The sequence below is a fragment of the Neisseria sp. DTU_2020_1000833_1_SI_GRL_NUU_006 genome (assembly GCA_032388755.1).
Classification (GTDB): domain Bacteria; phylum Pseudomonadota; class Gammaproteobacteria; order Burkholderiales; family Neisseriaceae; genus Neisseria; species Neisseria sicca_C.
Map to the genome: position 1 here is coordinate 899544 of CP135593.1, position 21145 is coordinate 920688.

The 21145-nt window shown below is 50.6% G+C and carries 25 protein-coding genes and 1 pseudogene; 15 read left to right on the top strand and 11 right to left on the bottom strand.

Going from position 1 to position 21145, the window contains the following annotated elements; genetic code table 11:
- Positions 1–115 precede the first annotated feature (115 nt).
- The 5 genes from purE to RSJ68_04380 form a co-directional block, all read right to left on the bottom strand.
- Positions 116–601 (bottom strand): 5-(carboxyamino)imidazole ribonucleotide mutase, encoded by a 486-nt coding sequence (gene purE, locus RSJ68_04360; GenBank protein ID WNU97965.1) that lies wholly within the window; start codon positions 599–601, stop codon positions 116–118.
- Between the two features lie 79 nt (positions 602–680).
- On the bottom strand, positions 681–1415 hold the full coding sequence (locus RSJ68_04365) for a tetratricopeptide repeat protein (GenBank protein ID WNU97966.1): 735 nt from the start codon (positions 1413–1415) through the stop codon (positions 681–683).
- Positions 1416–1419: 4 nt separating this feature from the next.
- Complete coding sequence (locus RSJ68_04370) at positions 1420–2088, bottom strand: O-methyltransferase (protein ID WNU97967.1); 669 nt, start codon at positions 2086–2088, stop codon at positions 1420–1422.
- Between the two features lie 10 nt (positions 2089–2098).
- Positions 2099–2284 (bottom strand): DUF3460 family protein, encoded by a 186-nt coding sequence (locus RSJ68_04375; protein WNU97968.1) that lies wholly within the window; start codon positions 2282–2284, stop codon positions 2099–2101.
- 134 nt (positions 2285–2418) lie between these two features.
- Entirely contained in the window at positions 2419–3747 is a 1329-nt protein-coding gene (locus RSJ68_04380; GenBank protein ID WNU98345.1) for an anaerobic C4-dicarboxylate transporter, read from the bottom strand.
- 331 nt (positions 3748–4078) lie between these two features.
- Here RSJ68_04380 and RSJ68_04385 point away from each other — a divergent pair, with 331 nt between their 5' ends.
- The 5 genes from RSJ68_04385 to RSJ68_04405 all read left to right on the top strand — a co-directional run bounded on the left by RSJ68_04385 (position 4079) and on the right by RSJ68_04405 (position 8780).
- Positions 4079–5365 (top strand): CAP domain-containing protein, encoded by a 1287-nt coding sequence (locus RSJ68_04385; protein ID WNU97969.1) that lies wholly within the window; start codon positions 4079–4081, stop codon positions 5363–5365.
- A 128-nt stretch (positions 5366–5493) separates the two neighbouring features.
- Positions 5494–5727, top strand: a complete 234-nt coding sequence (locus RSJ68_04390) for a cytochrome b6 (GenBank protein WNU97970.1) — start codon at positions 5494–5496, stop codon at positions 5725–5727.
- Positions 5724–6164, top strand: coding sequence for a DUF971 domain-containing protein (locus RSJ68_04395; protein ID WNU97971.1), 441 nt, complete (start codon positions 5724–5726; stop codon positions 6162–6164). Before RSJ68_04390 ends, RSJ68_04395 begins: the two co-directional genes overlap by 4 nt.
- Positions 6165–6372: 208 nt before the next feature.
- Positions 6373–7110, top strand: a complete 738-nt coding sequence (gene ubiE / locus RSJ68_04400; GenBank protein WNU97972.1) for a bifunctional demethylmenaquinone methyltransferase/2-methoxy-6-polyprenyl-1,4-benzoquinol methylase UbiE — start codon at positions 6373–6375, stop codon at positions 7108–7110.
- A gap of 455 nt (positions 7111–7565) precedes the next feature.
- Entirely contained in the window at positions 7566–8780 is a 1215-nt protein-coding gene (locus tag RSJ68_04405; protein ID WNU97973.1) for a pyridoxal phosphate-dependent aminotransferase, read from the top strand.
- A 550-nt stretch (positions 8781–9330) separates the two neighbouring features.
- Here the strand turns inward: RSJ68_04405 and metW are convergent.
- Both metW and RSJ68_04415 read right to left on the bottom strand, forming a co-directional pair.
- Positions 9331–9912: a methionine biosynthesis protein MetW gene (gene metW / locus RSJ68_04410; protein WNU97974.1), complete on the bottom strand. Its 582-nt coding sequence runs from the start codon at positions 9910–9912 to the stop codon at positions 9331–9333.
- Positions 9909–11048 carry a homoserine O-acetyltransferase gene (locus RSJ68_04415; GenBank protein ID WNU97975.1) on the bottom strand — a complete coding sequence of 380 codons (1140 nt, stop codon included), beginning with the start codon at positions 11046–11048 and terminating at the stop codon, positions 9909–9911. Before RSJ68_04415 ends, metW begins: the two co-directional genes overlap by 4 nt.
- A gap of 157 nt (positions 11049–11205) precedes the next feature.
- Between RSJ68_04415 and RSJ68_04420 the strand changes: the two genes are divergently transcribed.
- Positions 11206–11406: a hypothetical protein gene (locus RSJ68_04420; protein WNU97976.1), complete on the top strand. Its 201-nt coding sequence runs from the start codon at positions 11206–11208 to the stop codon at positions 11404–11406.
- Between the two features lie 102 nt (positions 11407–11508).
- On the opposite strand, the gene RSJ68_04425 is transcribed toward RSJ68_04420, so the two are convergent.
- Positions 11509–12405 (bottom strand): IS3 family transposase, encoded by an 897-nt coding sequence (locus RSJ68_04425; protein WNU97977.1) that lies wholly within the window; start codon positions 12403–12405, stop codon positions 11509–11511.
- Positions 12309–12659 carry a helix-turn-helix domain-containing protein gene (locus RSJ68_04430; GenBank protein WNU97978.1) on the bottom strand — a complete coding sequence of 117 codons (351 nt, stop codon included), beginning with the start codon at positions 12657–12659 and terminating at the stop codon, positions 12309–12311. The genes RSJ68_04425 and RSJ68_04430 overlap by 97 nt, the downstream gene beginning before the upstream one ends.
- A 55-nt stretch (positions 12660–12714) precedes the next feature.
- Between RSJ68_04430 and RSJ68_04435 the strand changes: the two are divergent.
- Positions 12715–13191, top strand: a pseudogene (locus RSJ68_04435) (IS5 family transposase).
- A gap of 222 nt (positions 13192–13413) precedes the next feature.
- On the opposite strand, the gene RSJ68_04440 reads toward RSJ68_04435, so the two are convergent.
- Positions 13414–13842 carry a Spy/CpxP family protein refolding chaperone gene (locus RSJ68_04440; protein ID WNU97979.1) on the bottom strand — a complete coding sequence of 143 codons (429 nt, stop codon included), beginning with the start codon at positions 13840–13842 and terminating at the stop codon, positions 13414–13416.
- Between the two features lie 255 nt (positions 13843–14097).
- Here RSJ68_04440 and rpe point away from each other — a divergent pair, with 255 nt between their 5' ends.
- From rpe to RSJ68_04460, 4 genes are all read left to right on the top strand, one after another.
- Positions 14098–14781: a ribulose-phosphate 3-epimerase gene (gene rpe / locus RSJ68_04445; protein ID WNU97980.1), complete on the top strand. Its 684-nt coding sequence runs from the start codon at positions 14098–14100 to the stop codon at positions 14779–14781.
- 87 nt (positions 14782–14868) lie between these two features.
- The gene (locus RSJ68_04450) at positions 14869–15189 is read left to right on the top strand and encodes a hypothetical protein (protein WNU97981.1); all 321 of its coding nucleotides are present in this window, start codon (positions 14869–14871) and stop codon (positions 15187–15189) included.
- 255 nt (positions 15190–15444) lie between these two features.
- On the top strand, positions 15445–16596 hold the full coding sequence (locus RSJ68_04455; GenBank protein ID WNU97982.1) for an ATP phosphoribosyltransferase regulatory subunit: 1152 nt from the start codon (positions 15445–15447) through the stop codon (positions 16594–16596).
- Positions 16597–16701: 105 nt separating this feature from the next.
- On the top strand, positions 16702–18000 hold the full coding sequence (locus RSJ68_04460) for an adenylosuccinate synthase (GenBank protein WNU97983.1): 1299 nt from the start codon (positions 16702–16704) through the stop codon (positions 17998–18000).
- 172 nt (positions 18001–18172) lie between these two features.
- Here the strand turns inward: RSJ68_04460 and RSJ68_04465 are convergent, their stop codons facing one another.
- Positions 18173–18523 carry a RidA family protein gene (locus RSJ68_04465; GenBank protein WNU97984.1) on the bottom strand — a complete coding sequence of 117 codons (351 nt, stop codon included), beginning with the start codon at positions 18521–18523 and terminating at the stop codon, positions 18173–18175.
- Between RSJ68_04465 and RSJ68_04470 the strand changes: the two genes are divergently transcribed.
- From RSJ68_04470 to RSJ68_04485, 4 genes are all read left to right on the top strand, one after another.
- On the top strand, positions 18524–18763 hold the full coding sequence (locus RSJ68_04470; GenBank protein WNU97985.1) for an ABC transporter permease: 240 nt from the start codon (positions 18524–18526) through the stop codon (positions 18761–18763).
- The gene (gene ybaK / locus RSJ68_04475) at positions 18760–19242 is read left to right on the top strand and encodes a Cys-tRNA(Pro) deacylase (protein ID WNU97986.1); all 483 of its coding nucleotides are present in this window, start codon (positions 18760–18762) and stop codon (positions 19240–19242) included. Before RSJ68_04470 ends, ybaK begins: the two co-directional genes overlap by 4 nt.
- A 174-nt stretch (positions 19243–19416) precedes the next feature.
- Positions 19417–20028, top strand: coding sequence for a DnaJ domain-containing protein (locus RSJ68_04480; GenBank protein WNU97987.1), 612 nt, complete (start codon positions 19417–19419; stop codon positions 20026–20028).
- Between the two features lie 160 nt (positions 20029–20188).
- The gene (locus RSJ68_04485; protein ID WNU97988.1) at positions 20189–21064 is read left to right on the top strand and encodes a DMT family transporter; all 876 of its coding nucleotides are present in this window, start codon (positions 20189–20191) and stop codon (positions 21062–21064) included.
- The last annotated feature ends 81 nt before the right edge of the window (positions 21065–21145 follow it).

Consider the following 21145-nt stretch of genomic DNA (forward strand, 5'->3'; position numbering starts at 1 on the left):
GCAGATTGAGAAAGATGAAAGGGTATGGATTTTAAACGATTTTGAAGGTTTCTTTGAAATCAGGCAAAAAGGTCGTCTGAAAACGAAAATCCGTTTTCAGACGACCTTTTTTACATCAGGCTTCGGGCAGTTCCATGTCTAAAACGGTTTGCTCCTGCTTGGCGCGGAAATCGGCAAGTTTTTGCGCCAGCTTGAGATCTTCGTTGGCAAGCAGCGAGATAGCGAACAGGGCGGCGTTGGCGGCTCCTGCCTCGCCGATGGCAAAAGTGGCGACGGGAACGCCTTTGGGCATTTGCACGATGGAGAGCAGGGAGTCTTCGCCTCGCAGGTATTTGCTGGGTACGGGAACGCCCAATACGGGGACGGTGGTTTTGGCGGCAACCATGCCGGGCAGGTGTGCCGCGCCGCCTGCGCCCGCGATGATGGCTTTGATGCAGCGGTCGCGGGCGGTTTCGGCGTATTCGAACATTAAATCGGGGGTGCGGTGTGCGGACACGACGCAGGCTTCGTATTCGACGCCGAACTCTTTGAGAAACTGCGCTGCCTGCTGCATGACGGGCCAGTCGCTGTTGCTGCCCATGATGATGCCGATTTTGGCCATATTTGCTCCTATTGTATAAAACATTATTCAATGAATGATTTCAGACGACCTTCGAATAAGGGGGAGATCGTCTGAAAAGTTATCGTTGCTTGATACTGATAGCGGCGCGTTTGGCAGCTTCGCTATCGGGATAGCTCTGTATCAGCTTGCGCCATGTGTTGCGGGCGATGTCTTTCTGTTGCAGCTTGTATTGGCATTGTCCGATGCTGAAGAGCGCGTCGGGGGCTTGCGGGCTGTTGCGGAAGCGGTTGGCGTAGCGGCCGCCGATTTCGATGACGGATTCGCAGTGGCCCATGCGCTGCTGGCTTTGCAGCAACAGATACATATTGCGGCGCGCAATATCGCTGCCGTTACCGCCGTCGGCTTCCTTCAGAATGGCTGCCGCCGCCCGATAATTCCCGTTGCGGTAGTATTTGGACGCACGCTCGTAAAGACGGGTTTCGTTTAGGGTAAGCGAATCTGTTTCGGTCGGTACAGTACCGCCGTTCTCCAGATAATGTTTTTTGAGTTTCTGGTCGTCTAAGCGTTGCGACACGGTTTTCTTAGCAGGACGGGAGTGGATTTTGTTTTGCTGCTCGATTTGCTGCAAACGAAGGTTTACCGCCTCCATTTCCCGCTCAATGCGTGCAACCTGTACGCCCAAATGGTCGATTTGTGTCTGTTCGTCGAGCTTGGGATAGGGGATGGATACTTTCTGCGTGCTATCGGGAATATCCGGCAGCGAAAAAGTGTCGTCTGAAGTCGGGGATGAAACGGAAGTACAGGCGGCGGTAAAGGCAATGGGAAGCAGTCGGATAAGCAGGTTTGTTTTCATCGGTTTATTTTTTCATTAGAAGGGTCAATCCGTCGCCGACGGGTAGGGTAATGGGAACGATACGTTCATCTTCGGGCAGGCTGCGGTTGAATGTTTGCAGTATTTTCAGGCTGGGCGGGGAGTGTTCGTCGCTCTCATGCAAGACCCGGCCGTTCAGCAAAACATTGTCGATGGCGATAATGCCGCCCTTACGCACAAGCTTCAGGCAACGTTCGAAATATTGCGGGGTAGGGGGCTTATCCGCATCTATCAGGGCCAGGTCGTAACTTTCCGCTTCACCTTGCGCTATCAGGTCGTCCAAAGTCAAAAGGGCGGGTTGCAGGTGCAGTGAAATTTTGTGTTCCACTCCTGCCGCCCGCCAAGTTTCGCGCGCTATGTCGGTAAATGTTACGTTGATGTCGCAGGCGGTAACTTTGCCATGCTCGGGCAATGCAAGCGCGACGGCGGTGCTGCTGTATCCTGTAAACACGCCGATTTCCAAATATTTTTCGGCACGGATAAGCTGCGCCAACCAAGAAAGCAGGGCGGCTTGTTCGCGGGCGATGGCCATATTGCCCAATCGGTGGGAAAGTGTGCGCTCGCGCAATGCGGCAAGGACGGGATGCTCCGCCTGTCCGATGGTATTGAGGTAGTCCTGTAGTCCGGCAGGTGTGTTGGATGTGCGGACGGTCATTTCGGCACGATCAGTCTTGATAGTATGTATAGGGTTTTTTAGCAACTTTGGCAGCCTCAAACTCTGCCTGCTCTTGCGGATTTAATTCGACATCCCAAAGCAGGTGGCGGTTTTCGAGACGTTGCGTTTCCAGTTGCGGATTGTCTTCGATAAGTTTGTCGAGAAACTGGGTGGCTTCGGATTTGTAGTGGTACATTTTTGTACGCTCCGTGGGAATAGGGTCGTAAAAGACGGGTTTTGTTATGCGGTGATATTATAGCGGATAATCCTAATGCAAAGGTCGTCTGAAAACCTATTTTGTGTTTTCAAACGACCTTTTTTCAGACGACCTTAAAAGAAGTAATTCGCCAGCAGCAAACCGAATACCAAGCTAAACGCCATGCTCAAGAGGCCGGGAATCATAAAGCTGTGGTTGAAAATGAATCTGCCGATTTTGGTCGAACCCGTGCTGTCAAAATCAATCGCCGCGATAATCGGACCGTAGTTCGGGATGAAGAAATAGCCGTTTACCGCGACAAACGTGCCGATGATAATTGGGGCAGGAATGCCCAGCGAAATACCGATGGGGAACAGCGTTGCAACGGTCGCCCCTTGGCTGTTGACCAAGACGGACAAAACGAACAGGGCAAACGCAAAAGTCCACGGCGCAGTTTCGACCAAATGCGATACGGTTTCTTTGACTTCAGCCAGATGACCGTGCATCAGCGTGTCGCCCAGCCATGCCACGCCGAATACGGCGATAACGGCACGCATCCCCGCATGGAACACCGAGCCTTTGGTAATCGCGTTACCATCCGGTTTACACAGCAGGATAATTAGCGCGGCAGCAGAAAGCATGACGATTTCGATGGCGTGCGCCATGCCCATCAGTTTCGGGCCTTCTTCCGTTTGGAAGGTCGGGCGCAACTCCGGTACGGCGCCCATGACTACCACCAGCAATGCGGCGGCAAGGAAAATCCCGACTGAAAGTTTCGCCTCTTTGCTGACAGGCGCGTTGGAAACTTCAGTCGAATCTTTTTCGTTGGCTTCTATATATTCCGGGTCTCTCAGCAACGCCTGATAATGCGGGTCATCTTTCAATTCTTTACCGAGCTTGTTGACGAATATACAGGCAAGGCCGATACCTAAAATAGTTGAAGGAACAGTCACTTTCAGCACATCAGCCATCGTGATGTGTTGCGGCTCAAGGTAGGTAACGCAGGCAACGACCGCGGCCGCAATCGGGCTGGCAACAATGGCGAATTGCGACGCGATGACCGCCATCGTCAGCGGACGCGACGGGCGGATGCCGTTGCGGCGGCTGACTTCGGCAATAACGGGCAATACCGAATAGGCGACGTGTCCCGTGCCTGCCAATACGGTAAACAGATAAGTCACCATAGGGGCGATGAAAGTGATGTATTTCGGATTGCGGTGTAAAACGCGGGTGGCGATTTTAATCATGTAGTCCAAGCCGCCGCTTGCCTGCATCGACGCAGCAGCGGAAACGACCGCCATAATCATCAGCATCACATCAATCGGCGGACTGGTCGGCTCAAGATGGAAACCGAAGGCCAAAACCGCCAGCCCGATACCGCCGATCACGCCCAAGCCGATGCCGCCGACCTGCGCGCCGATTAAGATACACACCAGTACGATGGCGAACTGGATAAAAAACATTGTGGACATGAAAACTCCGTAATTTGAGGATATAAAGCAAATATCAGCTTCAGGCTGGTCAAACCAATACCGATGGAGCAAATATTCAATATTTTCAACAGACAAAAAAAAGGATGAAGTCATTTGCCCATAAAATACAAAAACTTCATCTTTTAATATGACGGGAATTATAAATCAGGCAGATAAGCTTAACAATATTTTACTGTAATAAAAATACATTTATTTTACTTGGCCGGCACTTTTCAGACGACGTTTACGGATATTATGCTGTATGATTCGCCAAGTTCTTCCATCATTACGTTAAACTCACTTTACCCTATAAAATGACAATATGAAATCCATCTCCATCTGGCTGGTAATATTAGCAGGCGCGCTTGGTCTGTTTTATTACCAGCAAAATCGCTATTTCTTTTCAGACGACCTTATCCACCCGCAAGCCGGTCAAGACCGTTCGTCCGTAGAATCTTTAAGCGGCTTGGGTTACCTTAATTTTTTGCGTGCCGCTGCCGGTTTGAATCCCCTGTCGAATTCCCCGGTATTGGAACGCTCAGCCCGAAGGCACGCCAAATATCTGCTGATCAATCCTGAAGACGGCCATGACGAAAAACATCGAAACAATCAGTTTTATACGGGATACAAGCCCTCCGACCGCGCCCGCAAGGCCGGCTATTATTTCGATGGGGTTCATGAAAACATCAGCACGGGCGAGTACCGCCATCAGGATGGATTTAAAAGCACGCTTGTCCTGCACGAGCAAACCGATGCCCTGATGACAGCCATTTACCACCGTTTTTCTTTGCTTGATCAAAATATTGACGAGGCGGGCGTAGCTGTTGAGCATGGCAACGGAAAAACCGCCGTCGTTTTCAATCAAGGCAACCGGGAATTCAATCATTGGTGTTCGTTAGGGCGATCCTATCCGGAAGCGGGCCGCCGTTTCTATAAAAATTCTTGTTTCAATGGCTCTATCGTTTACGCCGACGAAATTAAAAATCAAACAAAATCAGCGTATATCGCTTATCCGAAGGGAAATTTTGCCGCGCCGGATTTTTACGGCGAACATCCCGATCCCATGCCCGGTTATGAATTTACCGGAAATCCCGTCAGCATTGCATTTTCAGACGACGGGGGCGAAGCCAAGATGCTGTCGTTCAAACTTTATCAAGGCAAAAACGAAATCGACAAAACCAAAATTTTGGATAAATACACAGATCCAAACGGACAGTTGACCGACAAACAATTCGCGCTTTTCCCACTATCGCCGCTCGAATACGACACTGCCTACCGCGCCGTATTCGAATACAGTCAAAACGGTAAGAAACAGAAAGCAGAATGGACATTCAAAACCAAAAAGCCCGATTATCCCTATTTTGTCGTCAATGGCGGAGAAACGCTTGCCGTCAAACCGGATAACATTTATTTCATCCATTGGAAAAACCACTGGTGTCTTCGCGAATGCGAGAAAATCACATTCCGTCCGCGGGGTGATGCAAAGCTTGAGGTTTTGGAACGCAAACCCGGAGGCTTCCTCGTGCGCCTCAAAGGAAAAACCGGCACAGCCGTGCGCCTAATGCCGAATGAAGAAACAGAAAAAGCAGTTGTCCTGCTTATCGAGTAAGCCAGATAAAGCAAAAGCCAAAAGGTCGTCTGAAACAGGCGTTTCCGTTTCAGACGACCTTTTATCGAAATTAGCCTGCAAAACTGATAGAATGATCCGACTTCAAGTTCAGCAACCCTTGCGCAGCCATGAGCCGTCATCACAAAATCAATGCCAATACCCGCTATGCCTTCATTTCTATCGCTTTGATGGTTTCGGCGTTTTTAATATTTGCAGGACTGATGATGTTGCCTTTGGGCTTAAACGGACAGATGAGGATAAATCTGATACGCCTGTCCCTTTATTCAATTTTGCTGTTTGCTGCGGCCGGGGGCGTTTTTTCCATCAGAGTTGCGTGGCTGCGTAAAAAATCCGGAGTATGACTGTGAACGAAAACAACCTTATTCCGACGGAAATCCGTCTGTCGAAAGACCGAGCATTGCTGACGCTGCGTTACGATGCCGATGAAAAACCACTTTCCGCAGAGTTTTTGCGTGTTTATTCGCCCAGTGCGGAAGTGCGCGGACACGGCGTAGGGCAGGAGGTTTTACAAACCGGAAAGGCAAGCGTTACCGTTGCTGATTTGGAGCCGGTCGGCAATTACGCTTTGAAAATCACTTTTTCAGACGGCCACAACAGCGGCCTGTACGACTGGGCCTATCTGCACAAACTGGCACACGATCACGACGCGCTGTGGACGGACTACCTGCGCCGTATGGAGCTGGCTGGTGCGTCCCGTGTCCCTTCTCCTGACGATTTGAATGCCGAACCGAAATCCGGCCATGCCTGCGGCAGCGGAGGTTGCGGAGGAAGACATTGACAAAAGGTCGTCTGAAAAGATGGAACTGAAATTTTTAGGTACCGGAGCGGGCTACACACAACGTTACCTGTTACTCAACAGCCGCTCGTTTTAAGGTGGGATAGGCGAAAAATATATTTCCCGCGTCGAAAGCGATTGGCGATTTCTTCGACGTATTCAATATCTGAATTCATATTATTTTAATTTTAAATTTCAAAAGGCAGGCAACATGAGCAACCACAAAACCCATTTTGGTTTCAGTACCGTAGATGAGAACGAAAAAGCAGGCAAAGTAGCCGAAGTATTCCATTCGGTAGCGAAAAACTATGACATTATGAACGATGTGATGTCCGGCGGCCTGCACCGTGTTTGGAAGCATTTCACCATTAATACCGCACGCTTGAAAAAAGGAGACAAAGTATTGGATATTGCCGGCGGTACGGGCGATTTGTCTCGCGGCTGGGCCAAACGCGTGGGTAAAGAGGGCGAAGTTTGGCTGACCGATATCAATTCTTCGATGCTGACCGTCGGACGCGACCGACTGCTCAACGAAGGCCTGATTCTGCCCGTGTCGCTGGCTGATGCGGAAAAGCTGCCATTCCCCGATAACTATTTCAATCTGGTTTCCGTCGCCTTCGGCCTGCGCAACATGACGCACAAAGATGCCGCGCTGAAAGAGATGTACCGCGTGTTGAAACCGGGCGGCACGCTGCTGGTATTGGAGTTTTCCAAAGTCTACAAACCACTGGAAGGGGTGTACGACCTGTATTCCTTCAAGCTGCTACCGGTCATGGGCAAACTGATTGCGAAAGATGCCGACAGCTATCAATATCTCGCCGAATCCATCCGTATGCATCCCGATCAAGAAACTTTGAAACAGATGATGCTGGACGCGGGGTTCGACAGTGTGGATTATCATAATATGAGCGCAGGGATTGTGGCATTGCATAAAGGCGTGAAATTCTAGGGAATAAAATTCTAAGATATCCATCAAAAAAAGCTATCTGATAGTCAAGTTAGCCTTGGATTCGGATTTCAAGTGCAACATTCAGCCCCCTGTGTTGTAAATACAAGTAGTTGGAACAGATTCTTACGGTGTTTTTTTGTGGCGGTTAAGCTGTTTAACGATTTCAGTGATGATGCAGTAGTGGGGCAGATATTGTATTTTACAGGTATAGTTCGTCTTGGGTCAGTTGTGTGTGGCCAGCCCATGGCGATCTTCCTTGCAAGAAAGGCCGTATGCTGCCGCGTAACGGCCTTTTTACGTTATGGAGAGTTGCACTTCAAATCCTAATTGTCCGACGCTTGAAATTTTGAACGCGGTTTCAGGCGACCTTTTTTCGGTCGCATAAAATACTTCCTTTCCGCCTGCAAACGGAGTACATTTACCCCCATTGTTAACAATTTTACGGAACACACATCATGGAGAAATTTCCCAAATCGTCCAAGCTGGACCATGTTTGCTACGACATCCGCGGACCGGTACACAAAAAAGCCCTGCAACTCGAAGAAGAAGGCCATAAAATCCTCAAGCTCAATATCGGCAACCCCGCGCCGTTCGGCTTTGAAGCACCCGATGAAATCTTGGTGGACGTAATCCGCAACCTGCCGACCGCTCAGGGCTATTGCGATTCCAAAGGGCTGTATTCCGCCCGCAAAGCCATCGTTCATTACTATCAAACCAAAGGTCTGCGCGACATTTCGGTCAACGACGTTTACATCGGCAACGGCGTGTCCGAGCTGATTACCATGTCCATGCAGGCGCTTTTGAACGACGGCGATGAAATCCTGATTCCCTCGCCCGACTATCCGCTGTGGACGGCTGCCGCCACTTTGGCGGGCGGTACGGTGCGCCATTATTTGTGTGACGAAGAAAACGACTGGTTTCCCAACCTTGCCGATATGGAAGCCAAAATCACGCCCAAAACCAAAGCCATCGTCGTCATCAATCCCAACAATCCTACCGGTGCGGTGTACAGCAAAGAAATCCTGCTCGAAATCGCCGAGTTGGCGCGCAAACACGGTCTGATCATCTTCGCCGATGAAATCTACGACAAAATCCTCTACGACGGCGCGGTTCACCACCACATCGCCGCACTCGCCCCCGACCTGCTGACCATCACCTTCAACGGACTCTCCAAAGCCTACCGCGTTGCCGGATTCCGCCAAGGCTGGATGGTGCTCAACGGCCCGAAAGAACATGCCAAAGGCTATATCGAAGGCCTCGATATGCTCTCGTCCATGCGCCTGTGCGCCAACACACCCATGCAACACGCCATCCAAACCGCTTTGGGCGGCTATCAAAGCATCAACGAATTTATCCTGCCCGGCGGCCGTCTGCTGGAGCAGCGCAATAAAGCATGGGAACTTGTCAACCAAGTTCCCGGACTGTCCTGCGTCAAACCGATGGGCGCGATGTATATGTTCCCGAAAATCGACACCGAAATGTACGGCATCTATGACGACATGAAATTCATCTACGACCTGCTCGTACGCGAAAAAGTCTTGTTCGTCCAAGGAACAGGGTTCAACTGGATACGCCCCGACCACTTCCGCATCGTTACCCTGCCGTACACCTACCAAATCGAAGAAGCCATGGGCAAACTCGAACGTTTTTTGCAGACTTACCGACAATAATCGAATAAGGCAAAAGGTCGTCTGAAATAGGTTTCACATGGTACTCTTCTTTAACAGGCTGCTCTTTTCAGTTAAGGTTTTATTAAATAATATCTTTGTTAATTAAGCAAAATACCAACCTTTATCAACTATATAGAAGTTTGAAAATAATAAAATTTTTTAACTGATTGCAGTCGGAAGGCTAGCTCTGCCTATCAGGGATAAAAATCAAACGGCTTTGATGGTTTATCCCATCAAGGCGGTTTTGGCATCATGCGTATTTTCGGGATCTTTTTGATATTGAATTAAGCGCAAAACAAGACAGATTCGAGTGCGTCAAATGAAGCTGCTATCGCACTAACTCCTCAACGAATGTCCAATAAGTCCGGATTTCCACCCTCTGCTTTTACGCTCCAAATCCATCACATTTCATCAAACACAATTTCCAAATTCCAAATAAGGTTTATTAACATAAAGAGGTCGTCTGAAAATTTGCCACTCCATTTTTCAGACGACCTATTGTTAATAGAACCAAAAAACCTGTTATTGCCAGCAAGGTGCTCAATCCATCTTACCCGACGCGGTAAAACGCCAAGCTGCCCAACAGGTTGGGGAAATGTTTGACCTGTTTGTTGCCCGTCATGACCGCGCGCTCGAGGACGCGGATTTTATTTTTGGCGCACAATAGATCAAAGTCTTTGAGCGTACACCAATGGATATTCGGCGTGTCGTACCAATGGTAGGGCATGCGTTCGGAAACCGGCATATGCCCGCCGACGGCGATTTGGAAGCGGTTGCGCCAGTAGCCGAAATTCGGGAAGCTGACAATCGCCTGTTTCGCCACGCGCATGAGGCAGCGCAGGATTTTCTCAGTATTCTGCATGGCTTGGATGGTTTGGCTCAAGACGATAACGTCAAACGTCTGGTCGCCAAATTCTGCCAAACCCTGCTCCAAATCGGCTTGGATGACGTTTACGCCGCGCGACATGGCGGCGATGACGCTGTCGGTGTCGATTTCGATGCCGTAGCCACTGCATTTTTTGTGCTCCACCAAAGCCGCCAGCAATTCGCCGTCGCCGCAGCCCAAGTCCAAGACGCGGCTGCCTTCGGGAATCCAGTCGTAAATCAACTGCAAATCGTCGCGCAAATTCATGATCGGCAATCCTTGTCAACATTGTTCATATAAACCGCTACGGCGCGCATATAGGCCTCGTCTTCCATTAAAAAGGCATCATGGCCGTGGTTGGATTTGACTTCGATATACTGCACCGGCTTGTGCGCGGCAATCAGCGCTTTGACCAGCTCTTTGGAACGCGCGGGCGAGAAACGCCAGTCGGTGCTGAAGCTGGCGACAAAAAATTTCGCTTTCACATTTTGCAGGGCGCGGGTCAGGCTGTCGCCGAAATCCGCCGCTGGATCGAAATAGTCCAAAGCCTTGGTCATGAGCAGGTAAGTGTTGGCATCAAACCGCCCGACGAATTTGTCGCCCTGATAGCGCAGATAGGATTCCACCTCAAATTCAACGCCATAGCCGTATTGATAGCCGTTGGAACGCAAATCGCGTCCGAATTTTTTGCCCAAACCGTCTTCGGCAAGGTAAGTGATGTGCCCCATCATACGGGCAATCCGTAAGCCCCGTGCGGGAACGGTATTGTGGCTGCGGTAATGTCCTTCGTTGAAATCGGGGTCGGTCAAAATCGCCTGACGCGCTACATCATTAAACGCGATATTTTGCGTCGAGAGTTTCGGCGCAGACGCAATCACTAAGGCATGGCGCACGCGCTCCGGATAGGAAATCGTCCACTGCAAAGCCTGCATGCCGCCCAAGCTGCCGCCGACAACCGCCGCCCATTGTTCGATGCCGAGATAGTCGGCAAGCGCGGCTTGGGATTTTACCCAGTCCTTCACCGTAACCACCGGAAAATCCGCGCCGTATTCCCTGCCCGTTTCAGGATTGATCGACAAAGGCCCGCTGCTGCCGTCGCAGCCGCCCAAATTGTTCAAACCGACCACGAAAAAACGTTCCGTATCAATCGGTTTGCCGGGTCCGACCATATTGTCCCACCAGCCCGCATATTTATCCTCTGCCGAATGCCTGCCCGCAACATGATGGTTGCCCGACAGCGCATGGCAGATTAAAACCGCATTGTTTTTTTCGGCATTCAGCTCACCGTAAGTTTCAATCATCAGATCGAAACGCGGCAAAGTTTTACCGTTTTCCAAAACCAGCGGCATCTCAAACGGAATTTTTTGGGGCGTTACAATGCCCACCGAGGCACTTTGACTCATATCCTGTTCCAACAAATGCGGCGAAAAGCGTTATTATATAGCAAACGGCATGACTTTTTGACACGGTCGGACAAGCAGCCTGACACGCTGAAACATCCGTTCCCATGCCGCCGCACCCAAACCATACTTTTTCAGACGACCTCCCCCGCTTCCCGATATGATAGGCAGACTTTTCCGTATTTTTTTCTTTTTCGCACTTGCCGCGCTGATCATCAACCGCCTCTTCAGCCGCAAGCAAAAACGCGCCCTGCGCGATGTCGCCAAAATCAGCGCATGGGTGCTGCTCGGTGCAGCCGCAGCGACGCTGTTTTGGTATCTGGTCATGCTGTATTTCAAACACATTCCGGATTCTTATTGAACGGATGTTGATAGCCGGAAAACTAAAAGGTCGTCTGAATACCTTATTTATGGTTTTACCCCCCCCAAAAAAAAAAATCTTGGACACCCGATAAAAGCCTATTCAGGCGCTCTGTGCAAGCTGGGTTCTGTATGCGACAGGACTCAGCTTTTTCAATTTCAGACTGCAACGCTCCCGGTTGTAGTAATCCATATAGTCATCTATCTGCTTCATCAATTCATCTACCGTCAATTCACCTGCGTTATAGAAACACTCCGTCTTCAACACCGCAAAGAAACTCTCCATCGGCGCATTGTCCCAACAGTTCGCCTTTCGCGACATGCTTTGAACCATGGAATGCCCCGCAAGCAATTCCCTATACCCCGCCGTACGGTACAGCACGCCTTGGTCCGAATGAAGAATCGTTCCTTTAGCAGTCAGACGGGGTGCGGCTTTTTCGAGCATTTCCTTCACCATTTCGCTGTCGGCTCTGCGGCTCATGGCGTAGGCGGCGATCTCGCGGTTGAACAAGTCCAAGATTGGCGAGAGGTACAGTTTGCCGTCCTTCCCTTTGAGTTCGGTAACGTCGGTCAGCCATTTTTCGTTGGGCTTTCGGGCTTTGAACCGGCGTTTGAGGAGGTGTTCCGATATCTCGCCCATGGCGGGATGGCGGTAGGCTTTTTTCGCCCGTATGAGGGCTTTCAGTTCCAACTGCTTCATCAACCGCGCCACTTTGTTGCGGTTCCAATCTAATGCGGCGGCAATGCGCCTTTGTCCGTAGCGTCCTTTATGCCGCCGGTAGGTTTCGACGAGGAGGGCTTTGTCGGCTGCGTCGGGGTCGGGTCGGTCTTGGTGGTGGTAGTAAAAGCTGCTTTTGGGCAGGTTTGCGATGTGCAGCAGGTATTTGAGCGGGCGTTGCGCCCTCAGTGTTTGGACGGTTTGGCTTTGTCCTTTGCGGTCCGCTTTTGGCTGAGGGCTTTTAACTCCTTTAGGTAGGCGACCTCTGCGCGCATATAGCACAACTCTTCGATAAGCTCTGCCTGCGTTTTTTCTTGGTCGGGTTTATCTGCGATGAAGGGGTTTTTGCGGTGTTGGGGCATGGTTTTGGATTGGGGATGTTCGAGTGCGCCGATACCGCCTTCTTGATAGGCGCGTATCCATCGTCTCAGGTGGGTTCGGGAAATGCCGTAATGATCTGCGGTACGCTGTCGGCTGCGTATGTGCAGGTAGTGGAGTACGGCTTGGTATTTGAAGTGTAATGTATATTTGGTCATAAAAAAACTGCACCTTGTGAGTTGGAGGGGATGTCCAACTTTTGGGGTGCAGTTCAATGCCCGTTGGACAAAGAAAAACGGCCTCTGCAAACTCGGTTACAAACAACATACCCGTACCGATGGGGAAGGCTATATCGAGAAACTGCATATTACCCCCGCCAATACCCATGAGTGCAACCATCTGTCCCCTTTGTTGGAGGGCCTAACCGAAGGCACGACCGTCTATGCCGACAAAGGCTACGACAGCAAGGAAAACCGGCAACATCTGGAAGACCATCAGTTGTTAGACGGCATTATGCGCAAAGCCCACCGCAACCGTCCGCTGACGGAAGCGCAAACCAAACGCAACCGATATTTGTCGAAGACCCGTTATGCGGTCGAACAAAGCTTTGGTACGCTGCACCGTAAATTCCGCTACGCCCGGGCAGCCTATTTTGGTTTGCTCAAAGTGAGTGCGCAAAGCCATCTGAATGCGATGTGTTTGAACCTGTTGAAAGCGGCTAACAGGCTAAGTGTGTCTGTTGCCGCCTAAAAGGCGGCCCGGATGCCTGATTATCGGGTATTCGGGGAGGATTAAGGGGATATTTGGGTAAAATCAGGAGCAATTAGGGGCGGAAATAGACGAAAACCTGTGTTTGGGTTTCGGCTGTCGGGGGAAGGGCTTTTTTGCAAAGGTCTCTATATAGTTCAAAAGGTCGTCTGAAACAGGATTTCAGACGACCTTTTTGTACGGATCAATCAGGAAGGCGATATGTCAGCGAAGGCAGGAAGAAAGCCAAATCTGGCGTTGGCGTGGATTGAGCAGGTGGTAGAAACGGTGTTGGATTTCCAATTCTTCCACGGCGAAGTCCATGCTCGACAAGTAGCGGGTTTCGACATAATCGCGGGCGTTGTTTTGATCGAAATTATCTGCCGCAAGGATTTTCATAATGACTTGGCGGCGGTTACGGTCTGTGCGGACGAGTTTGCGGTATGCTTTGTCCGATGCCTGTTTGTAATCATTACGGATACGGCGCAAAGCATTGTGTTGGTCTTGCGTCAGATTAAGGGAGCGGATGTCGCAATTGGCTTGAAAATCGTCCAGCTTGATATATTGGGGGCCGGCGTGCGCTTGACCGACAGCCGTCAGTAGCGCAACCGATAATGCACAGAGGGGTAAATAAGATTTGAATCCGACAGACACAGCGTTTTCCTAGTTTCCGTAACCGCGCAAATATACCCGATTAGCGTGTGAAAGGCAGTATCCCTCCAGTTAACTTTTGTTAACTTCATATCTTTATTTTATTTCTGACAAAACATATCCTTAACCTATAATTATTTATGCATATGCTTACTTTTGTTAAATATTAATAATGCATAGTTAGTGTTGTGTGAGGCGTTGGTGGTAGAATATGAAAAATTATCTGTTTATCAAACCACACCATCCGACTGGATTTCTATGAACCACAATTTCCGTATTGCGCCCAGCATCTTATCCGCCGATTTTGCCCGTTTGGGTGAGGAAGTAACGAAAGTTATCGAAGCGGGAGCCGATTTGATTCATTTCGACGTGATGGACAATCATTATGTGCCGAATCTGACTTTCGGCCCTATGGTCTGCGCGGCGTTGAAGCCTTATGCCACCGTGCCGATTGATGTGCATCTGATGGTCGAACCCGTTGACGATCTGATTCAGGCATTTGCCAAAGCAGGGGCGTCAATTATCACGTTTCATCCCGAAGCCAGCCGCCATATCGACCGCAGCCTGAGCCTGATTAAAGATGCAGGCTGTCAGGCAGGGTTGGTGTTGAATCCGGCAACTCCTGCTTACGTTTTGGAAAACGTATTGGACAGGCTGGACATGGTATTGTTGATGTCGGTCAATCCCGGTTTCGGCGGACAAAGCTTCATCCCGCATACCCTTGAAAAAATCCGTCAAGTGCGGGCGATGTTGGATCGGTACGAAGCGCAAAGCGGGCGGCACATCGCCATTGAAGTGGACGGCGGCATCAAAACCGACAATATCGCCGCCGTCGCGGCGGCGGGTGCCGATACTTTTGTGGCAGGTTCCGCCATCTTTGGCAAGCCGGACTATAAGGCGGTGATTACCGAGATGCGTGGACAACTGGCGCACCTTGGTTGAGTCGGCTTTGAGGTCGTCTGAAAACAAACGTAGTGGATTTTGCGAAAAGCAATATCATCATGTAGATATAGATTTTAAGGTTTTATTATGAAAAATTATTGGTTTCAAAAAAGTTTGAAATTTGTTGCGGCAGCGATTTTGGCTATCTCTCCGCTGGCTGTGTCAGCACATGGGATGCATAAGCACAAACCTTTATCGTTGGAAGAATTGCCGGAAATCTGCCGTCAATATTTCGCACGCGCAGACGAGTGTTATAAAAAGGCAGGCAAGAAAGCCGATTTTCAACGCAACAATACAAAATTTTTATTTCAATCGCTGCCTGCGGCAGATTTGGGACAACGGCAACGTATGTGCCAAATTGCGATGGATTCTTTTAAAGAGAAAACAAGCAATCTCCATTGCGAATAGAGGATTGCCCATCTTTTTTCAGACGACTTTTGTATGAAAACAGGCTGCACAAAACTGTTTTGTATGGTAAAGTCTGCTTTTAATAACTCGGCGGTTTAAAGCCGTCATTCAGGGGCTGTTTGAATTTAAAATCAGATTTGTTGGAAACGCTGCATCGTTTGCGCGGCGTATTTCGAGAAACGGGCTGTTTGCCTGTCTGGTTTTAAATTCAAGCAGCCCTTTGCGTTTACAAAAACAGATAGAAGGTAGATTCCCATGCAATCTTGGCAGCTTCCCGAACATGTTGCCGATGTGTTGCCGACCAACGCCCGACAGTTGGAAAGCGCGCGAGAGCAGTTGTTGACTTTGTTCCGAGTGCACGGTTACGAGCTGGTACAGCCTCCGCTGATGGAATACAGCCATTCCCTGCTGACACACATTGACGCGGGTTTGTCTTTGAAAACCATTTTGGTGGTCGATCAGCTGAGCGGTCGGCAGTTGGGCATCCGCGCCGACATTACGCCGCAAGTGGCGCGTATCGATGCGCATCTTTTGTCCGCCAATCAAGGGATTAACCGATTGTGTTACGCAGGTCCTGTGTTGCACGCGCGGCCGGAGGGTTTGCTCAATATGCGCGAACCTTTGCAGGCGGGAGCGGAGATGTATGGTTTCGCCGACATCCGGGCGGATATCGAACTGATTGACCTGATGCTCAAAAGCATGAAGATTGCCGATATGGGCGAGGTTTTGCTGTCGCTGGGCCATATCGGCGTATTCCGCGCTTTGTCCGATGCGGCGCATTTGGATGCGGAGCAGTCCGCAACGCTGCTTGCGTTGATGCAGGATAAAGATACCGAAGCGGTCGAAGCGCAGGTTAAGGCTTGGAAGCTGGACGGTATGTGGGCGAAAGCATTCTCGCTGCTGCCGCGTCTGTATGGTGGACGTGAAGTGTTGTCCGCCGCGCGCGAACGATTGCCGGATCTGTCGGCAGTCGGCAGCGCGTTGGACGAATTGCAGGCAGTGTGCGACGCATTCCCGAATCAGAAAGTCCATATCGACTTATCCGAACTGCGCGTCGACAATTATCACACCGGCTTGCTGTATGCGGCATACGGTTCCAATTTCCATGACGCGGTCGCACGGGGCGGGCGTTATGACGGATTGGGCGAATATTTCGGCCGTGCGCGTCCGGCAACGGGATTCAGTTTCGACTTGCGCAGCTTTATCGGACGTTTGCCCGCCATTGAGCGTCAGCCCGTCGTCTTGGTTGATGCGGAAGATGCCGAAGCAGCACGCGAAGCAGTCGAAGCCTTGCGTGAACAAGGGCAGTGTATCGTTGTCGACTACGGTATCGGACACAATGCTTCGGAAGAGGTTGCAGGTCGTCTGAAAAAGGCGGACGGCGTTTGGCAGGTTGAGAAAATTTAAATACCCATTCATAGCGGATTAAAGGCAAATCAGGGCAGGGCGCAAAGCCGTCTTGGTTTGAAGTTGATTCACGATAATTTTCTAATATTAATAGGTTATATGGCTATGGCTAAAAATGTTGTAGTAATCGGCGTCCAGTGGGGCGATGAAGGCAAAGGTAAAATCGTTGACTGGCTGGCGGAAGAAACCAGCGGTGTCGTGCGTTTCCAAGGCGGCCACAATGCGGGTCATACTCTGGTCGTCGGCGGCAAGAAAACCATTTTGCGCCTGATTCCGAGCGGCATCCTGCATGAAAACTTGGATTGCTTCATCGGTTCCGGCGTTGTCGTTTCCCCCGAAGCATTGTTGGGCGAAATCGACGAGTTGAACGCAGCAGGCGTGAAAAACGTTAAAGGTCGTCTGAAAATCGCGCCGACCTGTCCGCTGATCCTGCCTTACCACATTGCGCTTGACCAAGCCCGCGAAGCATCGCGCGGCAAAGGCAAAATCGGCACGACCGGTCGCGGCATCGGCCCAGCCTACGAAGACAAAGTGGCACGCCGCGCCATCCGTGTCGTTGATTTGCTGCATCCTGAAAAACTGCGTGAAAAACTGGATGCCATCCTCGCTTATTACAACGTTCAATTGCAACATCTGCACAATGCCGAGCCGGTTAAAGCGGAAGATGTGATGGCGGTTATCGAAAAAGTCGCACCGCGCATTACGCCTATGATTACCGACGTATCCCGCGTGTTGAACGAGAAAAACAAAAACGGCGAAAAACTGCTGTTTGAAGGCGCGCAAGGTACGCTGTTGGACATCGATTACGGCACTTACCCCTTCGTTACCTCGTCCAACTGCTTGGCGGGAGCCGCTTCCGCAGGCGCGGGCGTAGGTCCGCAAATGCTGGATTATGTTTTGGGTATCGTCAAAGCCTATACCACGCGCGTCGGTTCAGGCCCATTCCCGACTGAATTGTTCGACGAAGTAGGCGCAGGTTTGGCAGAACGCGGACACGAATTCGGCTCCGTAACCGGCCGCGCACGCCGCTGCGGTTGGTTTGATGCCGCCGCGTTGAAACGCTCCATCCAAGTCAACGGCATTTCCGGCATGTGTATCACCAAGCTGGACGTGATGGACGGCATTGAAACCATCAATATCTGCGTCGGCTACGAATTACCCGACGGCAGCAAAACCGACATCCTGCCTTGCGGTTCGGATGCGGTAGAAACCTGCAAGCCGATTTACGAAACCATGCCCGGCTGGAGCGAATCGACTGTCGGCGTGAAAAGCTACGACGCATTGCCTGCCAATGCCAAAGCATATTTGAAACGCATCGAAGAAGTCTGCAGCGCACCGGTAGCCATCGTCTCTACCGGCCCTGACCGCGAAGAAACCATCGTTTTGCATCATCCGTTCGCATAATGCTTTGATTGTAAAAGGTCGTTTGAAAACTTGGGCTTTCAGACGACCTTTTTGTATTGATAGGTGATTTACTTTACCGTCAATCCAATCGCTCTGCTTTCGTTGCATTTTTTATGAAAGGGGTCGTCTGAAAAATCAACTGTGGTTTTCAGACGACCCTTGTCCAATCCAATCACTTGCACACGGCGGATACTTTGATTTCGACCGCCCATTCCGGTTTGGCGAGTTTGGCTTCGATGCAGGCGCGGGCAGGGGCGCGGCCGGGGGCTGTCCAGGCATCCCAGGCTTCGTTCATGGCGGCGTAGTCGTTCATATCGGTCAGGAAGATGGTGGCTTCGAGGATGTGTGCTTTGTCGGAGCCGCATTTTTCAAGCCAATGGTCGATTTGTGCCAAGACATTTTCAGTCTGGGCTTTGGCATCGGCTTCGGGATTTTCGGGAACCATACCTGAGAGGAAGACGAATCCTCCGGCGCAGACGGCTTCGGAGTAGCGTTCGGTGGTACCGAGGTATCGGATATTCATTTGATATTCCTTGAGGTTGGGCGCACGGGGCATTCTGTCCTGTTGTCGGATTTCGGCTTTCCGATTTTGTCGGAACAGGACGGCGGATATTGGGCAGGGGCTTATGGTAACATTCAGCTTGATTGTCTGCCACAGCAGGCGGGCGGTTTTGTTGTTTTTGAAAAGATGCGGAAACTATTTTTACGCGTCATTGTCATATTAATTTTAGGTCGTCTGAATATTATTGGAACTGCATCATGAGCAAAAATACCGATTATCCGGTTACTCCTGCCGTCCGTTTCTTGCGTACACATCAAATTGATTTTGAGCCTTATATTTATGTTTATGAGGAACACGGCGGGACAGGGCAGTTTGCACAGTTGTTCGGCGTGGGCGAGCATCAGGTGGTCAAAACCATTGTGCTGCAAAACGAAGCGAAGAAAGGGCTGGTTGTCGTGATGCACGGCGATAAGCAGATTTCCACCCGCAATCTGGCGCGCGATTTGGGCATGAAACACATCGAGCCTGCCGATCCGAAACAGGCAAACAAATGGACGGGCTATCTGGTGGGTGGGACGACGCCTTTCGGTATGAAAACCCGGTTGCCTGTGTATGTTGAAAAAAGTATTTGGGATTTGGAGAAAGTTTATATCAACGGCGGCAAGCGCGGATTTATCATCGGTGTCAGTCCGCAGGCTTTGCGGGCTTTGAATCCGCAGGATGTACAGGTCGCCGTCTAAAGGGATGCAAAACGGTTTTAAGTCGGGAAACGCAGATTCGGGCAAATTTGAAGGTTTTATAAAAAGAACACAATGCCTGATTTTATATCTGTTTTCATTCTGTCAAACAGCCTGTTGGCGTGATTTCACGGTATCGGGCTTTGGCAAACACAAACCAAAGAGGCACACCCTAATATGGAAAACCGTAATTTTTATGAAATTCTCGGCATTTCGGCGGATGCGGACATTGCAGAAATCAGAAAAGCTTATCGCGATTCGGCAATGAAATACCATCCCGATCGTAATCCCGGCAATCCCGAAGCGGAAGAGCGTTTTAAGGAAATCCGTCAGGCTTACGATACGCTGGTCGATCCCGAACGTCGGGCATGGTACGACGAGTCGCTCCGTGAATTCAGCGGTAGAAGCGGGCAGACCGCCAGCCAGCAGACCGGTAGCGAGCATACGGCGGAAGCGCCGCGCCAAGACGGCGACCGGACTTATGTGATGGCGATGTATGCCTTGTTTGCCTTGGCATTTGCGACCTTGGTAATGCCTGTTGCCGGCATCGTTTTGGCGTATGTAAAACGTGGCGATATGGGAGACTCGGTTTATAATAATCACGCAGACTATCTGATTAAAACCTTCTGGGGCGGTCTGGCGGGGTTTGTTTTGAGTAAAATCACCGCGTTTATCGGCATCGGCTCTGTGTTGCTGTTTTTGGTATCGGTTTGGTTTGCTTACCGTCTGGCGGCAGGTTTTGTCAGACTGACGGACAACAAGCGTATGTCTTTGGATACTTGGTTCTAAGCGCAACCGCCCGCCTTGTTTTCAGACGACCTTCGCATCCCGGGGTCGTCTGAAATTTTTGTATGGGTCGTTTGCGGGAAACTAAATATCAAAACAGGACACCAAGAAAGTCGTCTGAAAATTTGTCCACGCATCCGACACATTCAATCAAAGGAAAAACATGATTTATTTATTGGCAAGCATACTGTGCAGCGTGTCTGTGTCGGTATTGCTCAAATTGGCGCGTAAGAACAAAATCGACGTCGCGCAGGCGGTGGCGGTGAACTACATCGTCGCAGTAGCGCTGACGGCTTGGGTGTTGAAACCCGATTTGAGCAACCCGAAAGCCTTTTTGCCGACTTGGTGGCTGTTTGGCGCGCTGGGCGTGCTGCTGCCTTCGGTGTTTGTGATTATGGGCAAGGCAGTCGATGCGGCGGGTATCGTCAAGTCTGATGCGGCGCAGCGTTTGTCTTTGATATTGCCGATTATTTCCGCGTTCGTCATTTTTGGCGAAGCGTTGACCGAAGGCAGGCTGATAGGCATCGTTTTGGCGTTTGTGGCTTTGTTCTGCCTGTTGTGGAAAGCCGACGGCGGCAAGAAATCAGGCGGATTGGGTACGCAAATCACGCTGCTTGCGGGCGTTTGGGCGGGCTACGGCATCATCGATATCCTCTTCAAACAGCTTGCCAAAAGCGGTACGGCGTTTTCCGGCAACCTCTTGGTCGCCTTCAGCCTCGCCGGTATTTTGATGTTCGGCTACCTTTTCTCCCAATCGACCAAATGGACGAAAGAAGGCATTATCGGCGGCATCGTCTTGGGCGGTTTGAATTTCGCCAACATCGTTACCTACATCACCGCCCACCAAATGATGAAAGACAACCCGACGCTGGTCTTCGCAGGCATGAACATCGGCGTCATCGTCTTGGGAACGCTGGTCGGCGCGATGGCGTTTAAAGAAAAAATCAGCAGCATCAACGCCGCAGGCATCAGCGTCGCCGTCTGCGCCATCGCCTGTTTGTTTTACTGGCCGCAGATACGGGGACTGGTCGGTATGTAAGCATGTAAAAGGTCGTCTGAAAAAGGTTTCAGACGACCTTTTACCTTTCGGGTGGGAGTGTTTTTCCTGCTTTGATAACAA